Raw genomic sequence first — 9,153 nt, 5'->3', positions numbered from 1 at the left:
TAGGAGGCTGTATGGCAAAGTCTATCGTATTCATGTTTTCGGGCCAGGGCTCGCAGTATTACGGCATGGGAAGGGAGCTGTACGACTACCATGCGGTCTTCCGCAAATGGATGGACGAGCTCGACCTCACCTTCCGCGAGCTGACGGGAAAGTCCGTGATCGCACGGTTGTACGATAGGGCGAAGAGTCCCAAGGAGCCCTTCGATACGCTGCTGTACACTCATGCCGCCATCTTCATGACGGAATATGCGCTGGCGCAAGTGCTGATTGACCGGGGAATCCGACCCGATTATGTACTCGGCTCCTCCATGGGCGAATTCGCCTCCGGCGCCACCGCCGGGGTGATCGGCGCAGAGGATGCCCTGCGGTGCCTGGTGGAGCAGGTCAAGGCACTGGACCGCAGCTGCGAACCGGGGGGGATGCTCGCCATCCTTCATGACCCAGGACTCTATAAGGAGTGGCACATGCTGCAAGAGCAGACGGAGCTTGCCTCGGTGAATTTCCACTCCCATTTTGTCGTCTCAGCCCGGCCCGAAGCGCTGGAGAGGATTCAGCGGGAGCTTGCAGGGAAGGGGATCGCCTTCCAGCGGCTGCCGGTTCCGCATGCGTTCCACTCGTCGCTTATCGAGCCCGCCGCTGCCGCCTGCAGGGATTACCTGCGGACGATTCCCATACGGGACCCGCTAACCGGCTATGTGTCCTGTTTGACCGGCTCCGTGTTAACCCGCATTCCCCCGTCTTACTACTGGGATGTGGTCCGAGCCCCCATCGATTTCCGCAGCGCACTGGACAGCCTTCCGGAGGGATCCCGTTATCACTACGTGGATCTGGGTCCTTCCGGCACGCTGGCGGCGTTCGCCAAATACAACCGGGATCCCCGGAACCCGCCGGAGAGCAGCACCATCATGACGCCCTACGGGAATGAATCGAAGCGGCTGGATGCACTGTATGAGGCTTTGGCTTAACGATATAGATAATGGTGGAGGAGAGAAATTCCATGATCCAAATGCCCTCGTTCGTAAAGGACAAATCGTTAGATCCGCTTCATTATCATAGGCTTGCCCGGCAATGGTGCCGGGAGGTCCGCTCGGAGCATGCCGTTTTTTTTGAACCGGACTACCGGATCTGGGTCGTTATGCGGCATAAGGAAGCCACAAGGGTAGACGGGGACTATGCCACCTTCTCCTCGGCCAGCCGGATGGAAACGAACCAGAGCATCGTCAGCATGGACCCGCCCCGGCATACCCAGCTGAGGTCGCTGGTCACCAAGGCGTTCACCGTCCGAAGCATCGAAGGGCTCGGGCCGAAGATCGAATCGATTGTGAACGGGCTCCTCGATGAGGTGGGCGCGCAGGGCGAGATGGACTTCATGAAGGATTTTGCCGACCCTCTTCCTGTGAAGGTGATTGCCGGCATGCTCGGGATGCCGTACGAACATCAATGGCGCAATTACAAAGCGTGGACGAACTCGATCATCAATAAGGACAAACACGTGCTTGAAGCGATGAACGGCTTCGAAGCGGCTTTTCGTGAAGCGATCGAGGAGCACCGACGGGAACCGAAGGAGGATATTCTGCAGCTCCTGCTGGACTCCGAAGTGGAAGGGGAGTATTTAAGCGAAGAAGGTCTGATGGGCTTCTGCTTCACGCTGTTCATCGCGGGGCACTTCACGACCAGCCATCTGCTCGGCAACACGATGCTCTGTCTGGATCAGCATCCGGAAGCCTTCGAAGCGCTGCGGGACCGTCCGGAGCTGCTGCCCGGCGCGCTGGAAGAGGTGCTCCGGTACATGCCGCCGTTCCGTCTCGGACTCAGCGATATTATCTCCGGCCGGACGGTGACGAGCGATGTCATGCTGGGCGAGCACCTGATCCGTGAGGGGGACCGGGTCGTCGTACCGCGGTTATCGGCTAACTTCGATGAGGAAGAATTCGCAGACCCCGAGACCTTCCGGATCGACCGTACGCCGAACCGGCATATTACGTTCGGCCACGGGATCCATTACTGCCTGGGCGCCCCTCTGGCGAGGTTGGAGGTCAGCACGGCTTTGAGATTACTGCTGCAAAGATACCCGGGCATCCGGCGGATCCCGGGCATCCCGCTGAAGCAGGTGGACAGCAATATGGTATTCGGCGTGTCGAGCTTACCGCTGCAGTGGAACTGATCTGACTCCTATTAGAACCTATAAGGCGGCTTTCTATCCTGCTCCGGCAGGAAGGGAGCCGCCTTTTTTGGTATTATAGAATTTATACAATTTCAGGGCGGGGCTTTTCTTCCACCCTGTTTTTGTTTTTGGTAAGGTAGAAGCCAAGTAAGGAGCTCGCCGAACTGCTCGATGAAGACGGGTCATAAACCTGCCTGCTCTTGTATCCCTGCGCTTACACAAAAGAGACATGGGACAACCCGCCGGGTCGTCTCATGTCCTTTTTGTGTGATGGATATATAAAGCAGGTACAGAGGCCTTCGCATGTTATTGGAAAGAATAATGAAGGTTGTACAAGCCCAGGGCAGGCCCGCCGATCAGAATCCGGTAAGTGCCGTATGGCAGGTTGGGAATGGAAGCATCAATCGTGCCCGTACCGCCGAACGAACCGTACGCTCTGGTAAAGACCACTTGTCCGCTTTGGTTGATGACATCGACGTCAGCCGTCTTCCCAGAGAATTGTGAGGTAATGACAAGGTTGCCTCCACCCGTGATTTGCAGGTTGCTTACTGCCGAAGCGGAGGTAATAGGAATGATGGCAAACAAGGCGAAGCAGAGGAACAAAACCGACAACATTCTTTTTTTCATATAACACACTTCCTTTCTTATATTTATACTACAACATTAAAATATCACAAAACAATTAAAATGTAAATGAATAATCCCATCATATCATTTTATAATGTTATAGTATAAATTATTTAAAATATAATATTGATATAATTATGATAATCTGTTATTTTGGGTATGGGGACTTGAGATCACCGAATCGCTGGCCAGCATTCACTCCTCATTACCCCTAATCGATCAGCTGAGAGGGATGAAATTCATATGAAATCCAATCGAAAAATTTTCACGATGCTGCTTTGCTTGTTCATGTTTGCCATGATTCCAATGGCGGCTTCCGCAGCGTATAATTCCAACACGGCTACAGGTCAAGGCAACCTTGTGACTGCGGGCACGGTTGCAAACCTGCATGGCGGGCAGCTGATTCTTACAGAAGTAACAACCGGTAAAGTGGTATTCAAACAATACTACAGTGCTCCGCTTGGCGGACGCGTTGTTGTGGAGTCGGTTAACGGCGTGATTCCGAGTCTGCCGTATGGTACATACCAACTGACTTGGACAGATTCGATTGGCGCTAACCTCAGCATTCATTTCTAAGCATGTATGCCGAACCCTCCTTGCTGCTTCTGCGGCACGGAGGGTTTTTTGAGCTTTCAGCGAAATGATAGGCACGTCATCCGGAGAAGGGAAGAAGGCGGGACATTCCCACTTGCCCCCTTACCGACCACAAGGATAAGCTCCTCGACCGCAGCCTTGCCAAAGTCCCACATGATTGTTCTGGGCAAGCACAAGACGTAAGCGATACGTTCCTTTACGGAGGTGATAGGGGATGGCGGCGACAGCCAAACGAATCCAGCGTCTGGAACAGCTCGGGGTCATCGAAGGGTATTCCGTCAATGGCGGATATCCCTTATGGGACAGGGCCTCATGTCATCGAAGCCCAGCTTCTCCCACTCGCGGTGCAATTCGTCAACTATCATACGAAAGGCAGGGGCACAATGACGTCGGATGAATCCCGCTGGTCTCCAAAACCGCTGATACCGCAACAAAGAGCCCGGAGTATTCCCGGGCTCTTGACTTTTGCCGAATCCGTTAATTGGTTACGCTCCAGAGAGCGGGAACGTTGGCAGGTTCCCAGCCCACTTGCGAGGTGTGGGATTGAAGGGCTTTATACGTTCTGCCTCCATAGGAGACGACAGCGCCTGCCTGGTACAAGACATTCGGTGCCCATGCCTGCACCGAGGAGCTTGTGTCCGTCGTTACGCTCACCGGATTGCTTCCCGCTGACACATTGCCCGCAGCATCTTTGGCTTTGACTGTGAAGGTATATGCCGTATTAGGCGTCAGTCCGCTTACAGTGGCACTGGTGCCTGTTACGGAAGCCGCCAGTACGCTGTCTCTGTATACGTCATAACCGGTGACGCCGGTGTTGTCCGTGGAGGCATTCCACGACAAGGACACGCTCGATTGCGTCTTGCCGGTCGATGTCAGGCCGGAGGGAGCTGTCGGAGCTTGAGTGTCCGTTGTGGGAGCGGTACCCACGCCTACGGCGGCATAAGCCGCTTTGACGGAGCTAACCTGCGTGGAGTTCGCGCCGTACAGGTCGGTTGCCGCTTGAATGGCCGCAGCGCGGATCGCCGCAAAGTTGGACGAAGACGTCAAGTAGAGCGTCAGCGTTCTATAGAAGATTTTGGCCGCATCTGTGCGCCCGATCCCGGCGACCGAAATGTTGTAGTGCGTGCCGCCTTGGGCCAGCAGGTAGAACGCTTTGTTATTCACCCCGCTGTTGATATGGACGCCGCCGTTATCATCGGAGCCTTTGTACAGCTTGCTGTAATGATCCGGTTGATTGTACAGCGTCGGGTTCTCCATCGAACGCAGCGCGTCGCCCGGTCTCGATGGCGTGTAGATATCGTCGCCGATCAGCCAGTTCGTGCCTTGGATGGTGTTGCCAAAGATATCGGAGATCGATTCGTTCAGCGCACCGGATTCGCCCTGATAGATCAGGCCGGCGGAATGCTCGGTTACCGCATGCGTCAGCTCGTGGCCGATGACATCCAGATCGCCGGAGAAGGAGCGGAATTGGGTGCCGTCCCCGTCGCCGTAGACGATCTGGGTGCCGTTCCAGAAGGCATTGTTATAGTTGCGGTTGTAGTGAACGGTCGAGCGGATCAGCGACCCGCTGCCGTCCAGGCTGTCTCGGCCGTGCGTGCTTTTATAATAATCGTACACGACGCCCGCATAGGCATGCGCGTCTACGGCCGCCGGATCGTTCCATACGTTGTCGGTATCGGTAAGCAGCGTACCCGGCAGCGAGGCGCCATAGTTCGCGGAGTACGTCTCAATGCCCCGTCCGCGCGTAGTATCGCGCAGCACGTATTGGGAACCGCTGCCTGAGGTCGTGAAGGTTTTGGTGTCGCCGAGAACCCCGCGTCCGGTGCCGGTCGCATGCTCTAACAGGCTTATTTTGTTCACGATGCCGCCGTTCTCGGCGTTGATGAAATATTGTTCGCGCAGAGGAGCAGGCTCCAGCACGTTGACTTCGGTGATATACACGAGCAGATTTTGTCCCTTGTACGGATACACGTTCAGTTCGGCGGTCTGCGTTCTTTGCTGGCCGCCGAGCTTGCCGGCTCTTTTCTCCGTATCCTTGTTGGCAATGGCAATGGCTTGCTCCGCACTGATCTTCGGGGTGGGCGCAGCGACCGACTGCTGCCCGGTGTCTGGAACCGTCGTGCCGATGTAGGCGGTTACATTGCCTTCTTTGTCGAAGTGAAGCGTTTGGTCCGCGCCGAACACGGGAATCCCTTGGATGTACTGCTTTAACCGTACATGCTGCGTACCCGTTTCTGCATCCTTCACCTTCTTGGTGATCCGGATGTTTTTTTTGCTTTCGCCTACGAATCCCAGCGTATGTTTTTTGGAATCCAGGTATCCCCAGACTTTGTCTTCGAGCGAGAGATTCTTGGGCGCGACCCAGGTTTCGCCGATGAATTTTGGCGCCTTCGTTTCGACCAGCGGTTCCAGGGCAGATCCGTTTCCGGCGGTTTGGGCGAAGGCCGGGGCCGCTGTCAGGGTCATCATGGCGCTCAGCGTGAGCATAGTGAATACTTTTTTCATTAATCTTTCATCTCCTTCGATAGGTGTATTGAGTGGAATATAATGGCATAAGATGCTGCTCGTGGTGAAGTACCGTATCCCTCCTTCGCTGGCCATAGGGCTTTGGGCAGATCTGCTCCCCATCGCTCTGAGCTAAGAAACCAAGCTTATCAAAAGGAAAACCATCCATTCGTTAGGTTCCAAGTATCATGAACCCGGCATGAATGTGTAGGAATGGAAACGTTTTCCTTTTGAGATTAGATTACTGTATAATAAACCTACTGTCAATAATTTTTATATAACAATGTTTGCTGAGGTGTAACATATACAAAACATATTTAATATATTAATGCATGGCACAGCTATGTCCCTTTCAAATTTCCTCGTCCTCATCTGCCGCTGGTTCGAATAATCAATCGTTTGTGGTGTTCTTCACTAGAAAAATCTTCTCCTGTTTTTGATCAAAAAGCTTTATTTTTAGTCCAATACAGATGAATGCAAGCATTAGAAAAGCAATACCGCTATATATAATCTGATGTATTCCCAGCTGGGATAAAAACCAGCCACCTGTTACGGTGCCTAATGCGATACCCAAATTTCCAAAGGATACAAACAAGCTGTTGGCAAACTCAGGTGCTTCTGATGCCTCAGAAGTTAACCAAGTTTGGCTTACAATGAGACCGCCGGTAAAAATTGCCCCCCATACTATGATAAGAACGGTCATTGGAATGATATATGCCCCTGCATAAGATATCAATAAATAAACTGCTCCCATGACCAAAGGATAAGAGATGGTAGTTTTGATCATATTTTTACTTAATAGCTTTGCTGCCTGCAGGTTACCGAAAACACCGCTCGCCCCAAAAAGAATCAACATGGCACTTATTGTTTTACCATTCATGTTCGTTACTTTTCCAAGATATTCAGCAAAATAGGCATATACGGAGTATAATGATGCAAGAATGAAACAAGCGGCTGCAATGGTAAGCCATAATTGAGGTTTCACCAAAACTTTCAATTGTTTCCCGTAGGACAGTTTTTCGGTTACTGGTAGGGATGGTATCCAACTTATAATTCCGATACATGTGATAATATTAATCATTGCGGAAAAGAGAAATGCAGCTTCAAGAGAAAACTGATCCCCAATAAATGAGGTGATCGGAACCCCTAACACCATCCCTACAGTTACGCCTGTAAAAACTCTGCCCACTGCTCTGGCACTTTGTTCTTTGGGGACAGAACTGGCAGCCGCCGCAAATGCAACCGAGAAATAAACGGGATGAAGAAAAGCTGGTAGAACACGAACAATTAATAGCACCGTGTAGTTAGGGGCGAATGCTGAAACAAGATTGGAGATTGCAAAAAGGGCAATGACACCTGCTAAGATTTTTTTGCGGTTTATTCCTGAAAATAATAATGTCATAAACGGGCCCGAAAGCGCGATGATAAGAGCAAACATGCTTACAAGCATACCTGCTTGTGAAACGCTGATTTGGAAATTGTCCGTAATCTGCGGTAGAATGCCCACAACACCTAGTTCCGTATTGATGATTCCAAATATGCCGAGCGCGATGATATAAGTGTGAAATGACTTTTTCATGTGGCTGTAAACTCTCCTTTTCCAAATATCAAATATGGGATGAAATGGCTTTCATGAGCGCGCGTTCACAAGAATATCATGGGTGATGATGGTTTTTGACCGCCCATCTACATGGGCTTATTTAGTGCTCTTCTCATACTTGCCTTCCATCTCCTTGTAGATTACGATTTTATGTGCAAGCAAATTAAGATTGTTCTGAAGTTCAGTCATCTGCTGTTGAACTTTTTTATAGTGATCCTCGAGAAGTATCCTCCTTTCCGTTAGAGTTGAATCACCCTGCTTTCGGAGTTCGGCGATTTCTAGCATGTTGGTGATCGGCATTCCAGTTGCTTTAAGACGAGTTAAAAACTCAATCCAAGTAATGTCTGCTGAAGAATAACAACGGTACCCATTTTCATTGCGTCCAATGTCACTTAGAAGACCTATATTCTCATAGTAGCGAAGGGTGTGGACGCTAAGACCTGTAACAGTAGCGACTTGTCGAATGGTTAATAAATTTTCCATGAATCAAAGTATATACCTTCGAGTAAACTCGAAGGCAAGCATTTTTTATGGGTTCCGTAACGAAGTCTGCTGAGGAAGCCGAAGTGGGCGTATGCTTCTTCACGTGAAATGCTGACTACAGGCACGTTCGGGTGTTTACCAAGGTTCTACACTATCTTCCCAGTTTCTTCTTCCTATGCTAGAATTTAATATTATTGTCCTATTCGCCAGTGAAAGCAGCAGCCGGACGGAAAGGGGAGTACGCCTAATGGTCTTATCGCTTCCGGAAGATAGACAGAGCAGTCAAGCTGCCTGCCAGGTGACTCCGCTTCGGGTCACTTGGCAGCAGTATATTAACTACAGTTACCTGATCGTCGACCAGGCGACGGGGCAGGCAGCGGTTGTCGATCCGGCCTGGGAGCTCGGCACGATCCTATCCGAGCTGGAGAGGCAGGGCGCCGTTCTTACGTCGATCCTGCTCACTCATGCGCACCACGACCATGTCAACCTCGTGGATGCGCTGTGCAGCCGGTTCCCCCATCTGAAAGTCTACATGACTGGACAGGAGTGCGATTTCTACCAATTCGGCGCGCCGGGCCTTATACGGTTGAATGATCTGGATACCGTACATATTGGAGCAACCCCGGTCCGCTGCTTCCTGACGCCAGGGCACACGGCGGGCGGTGCCTGCTACTTGCTGCCGGGCAGCCTGTTCAGCGGGGATACGATCTTCACCGAGGGCTGCGGGATGTGCACGGGAGCCGGGGCGGACCCGGTTCAGATGTTTCACAGCGTGAAGCGGATGCAGGGAATCGCGGATGCGGACGTGCGGGTGTATCCGGGTCATTCCTACGGAATTGAGCCGGGGCAGACGATGCGTTATCTCCAGGAGAATAACATCTACTTTCAGATTGAATCGGTAGAGCACTTCGTGAAGTTCCGCATGCGCAAGAACCAGACCCATGTATTGAACTTTCACTAAGTGATGCGAAGAGAAGCAGGGAGGGGAACCATGAGGGTTTCCCTTCCTGTTTTTTTGGCGTTCCCGTCGATTCGAAAGTTAAATTCGGCATATCGCTGAAATGGAGGCTGAAGTGCGCAGTCTTACCGCTGCTAGAGCATAGGGAGGCGATCTAGCGCGCGAATCAAACGAGATGATTATAGCGGTAATAGCCTGCAGCCCGCATAATAAGCAGGGAAC

At 51.8% G+C, this 9,153-nt stretch carries 8 protein-coding genes; 4 read left to right on the top strand and 4 right to left on the bottom strand.

Annotated elements, in window-relative coordinates:
* Positions 1-11 precede the first annotated feature (11 nt).
* Together O9H32_RS19195 and O9H32_RS19190 are read left to right on the top strand one after the other, a co-directional pair.
* On the top strand, positions 12-965 hold the full coding sequence (locus O9H32_RS19195; RefSeq protein WP_269867740.1) for an acyltransferase domain-containing protein: 954 nt from the start codon (positions 12-14) through the stop codon (positions 963-965).
* Positions 966-997: 32 nt separating this feature from the next.
* Positions 998-2,164: a cytochrome P450 gene (locus O9H32_RS19190; RefSeq protein WP_269867739.1), complete on the top strand. Its 1,167-nt coding sequence runs from the start codon at positions 998-1,000 to the stop codon at positions 2,162-2,164.
* A 306-nt stretch (positions 2,165-2,470) separates the two neighbouring features.
* Here the strand turns inward: O9H32_RS19190 and O9H32_RS19185 are convergent, their stop codons facing one another.
* Positions 2,471-2,791 (bottom strand): hypothetical protein, encoded by a 321-nt coding sequence (locus O9H32_RS19185; RefSeq protein WP_269867738.1) that lies wholly within the window; start codon positions 2,789-2,791, stop codon positions 2,471-2,473.
* Positions 2,792-3,034: 243 nt separating this feature from the next.
* On the opposite strand from O9H32_RS19185, the gene O9H32_RS19180 reads away from it, so the two are divergent.
* Positions 3,035-3,367, top strand: coding sequence for a hypothetical protein (locus O9H32_RS19180; RefSeq protein ID WP_269867737.1), 333 nt, complete (start codon positions 3,035-3,037; stop codon positions 3,365-3,367).
* A gap of 495 nt (positions 3,368-3,862) precedes the next feature.
* Here O9H32_RS19180 and O9H32_RS19170 read toward each other — a convergent pair whose 3' ends face one another.
* The 3 genes from O9H32_RS19170 to O9H32_RS19160 form a co-directional block, all read right to left on the bottom strand.
* Positions 3,863-5,890 (bottom strand): M4 family metallopeptidase, encoded by a 2,028-nt coding sequence (locus tag O9H32_RS19170; RefSeq protein WP_319946944.1) that lies wholly within the window; start codon positions 5,888-5,890, stop codon positions 3,863-3,865.
* A 391-nt stretch (positions 5,891-6,281) separates the two neighbouring features.
* The gene (locus tag O9H32_RS19165; RefSeq protein ID WP_269867736.1) at positions 6,282-7,469 is read right to left on the bottom strand and encodes an MFS transporter; all 1,188 of its coding nucleotides are present in this window, start codon (positions 7,467-7,469) and stop codon (positions 6,282-6,284) included.
* A gap of 117 nt (positions 7,470-7,586) precedes the next feature.
* Positions 7,587-7,973 carry a MerR family transcriptional regulator gene (locus O9H32_RS19160; RefSeq protein WP_269867735.1) on the bottom strand — a complete coding sequence of 129 codons (387 nt, stop codon included), beginning with the start codon at positions 7,971-7,973 and terminating at the stop codon, positions 7,587-7,589.
* A gap of 247 nt (positions 7,974-8,220) precedes the next feature.
* Here O9H32_RS19160 and O9H32_RS19155 point away from each other — a divergent pair, with 247 nt between their 5' ends.
* Positions 8,221-8,934, top strand: coding sequence for an MBL fold metallo-hydrolase (locus O9H32_RS19155; protein WP_269867734.1), 714 nt, complete (start codon positions 8,221-8,223; stop codon positions 8,932-8,934).
* Positions 8,935-9,153 lie beyond the last annotated feature (219 nt).

The organism is Paenibacillus caseinilyticus, assembly GCF_027533645.1.
Taxonomy (GTDB): Bacteria; Bacillota; Bacilli; order Paenibacillales; family NBRC-103111; genus Paenibacillus_G; species Paenibacillus_G caseinilyticus.
Note: the sequence above shows the minus strand (reverse complement) of the source record. Positions and strands in the feature narration are given on the sequence as shown.

What these genes read in the sequence shown, in the direction of transcription:
- O9H32_RS19195 (WP_269867740.1), top strand. Translation starts at nt 12, where the DNA reads ATGGCAAAGTCTATCGTATTCATGTTTTCGGGCCAGGGCTCGCAGTAT.
- O9H32_RS19190 (WP_269867739.1), top strand. Translation starts at nt 998, where the DNA reads ATGATCCAAATGCCCTCGTTCGTAAAGGACAAATCGTTAGATCCGCTT.
- O9H32_RS19185 (WP_269867738.1), bottom strand. Translation starts at nt 2,791, where the DNA reads ATGAAAAAAAGAATGTTGTCGGTTTTGTTCCTCTGCTTCGCCTTGTTT.
- O9H32_RS19180 (WP_269867737.1), top strand. Translation starts at nt 3,035, where the DNA reads ATGAAATCCAATCGAAAAATTTTCACGATGCTGCTTTGCTTGTTCATG.
- O9H32_RS19170 (WP_319946944.1), bottom strand. Translation starts at nt 5,890, where the DNA reads ATGAAAAAAGTATTCACTATGCTCACGCTGAGCGCCATGATGACCCTG.
- O9H32_RS19165 (WP_269867736.1), bottom strand. Translation starts at nt 7,469, where the DNA reads ATGAAAAAGTCATTTCACACTTATATCATCGCGCTCGGCATATTTGGA.
- O9H32_RS19160 (WP_269867735.1), bottom strand. Translation starts at nt 7,973, where the DNA reads ATGGAAAATTTATTAACCATTCGACAAGTCGCTACTGTTACAGGTCTT.
- O9H32_RS19155 (WP_269867734.1), top strand. Translation starts at nt 8,221, where the DNA reads ATGGTCTTATCGCTTCCGGAAGATAGACAGAGCAGTCAAGCTGCCTGC.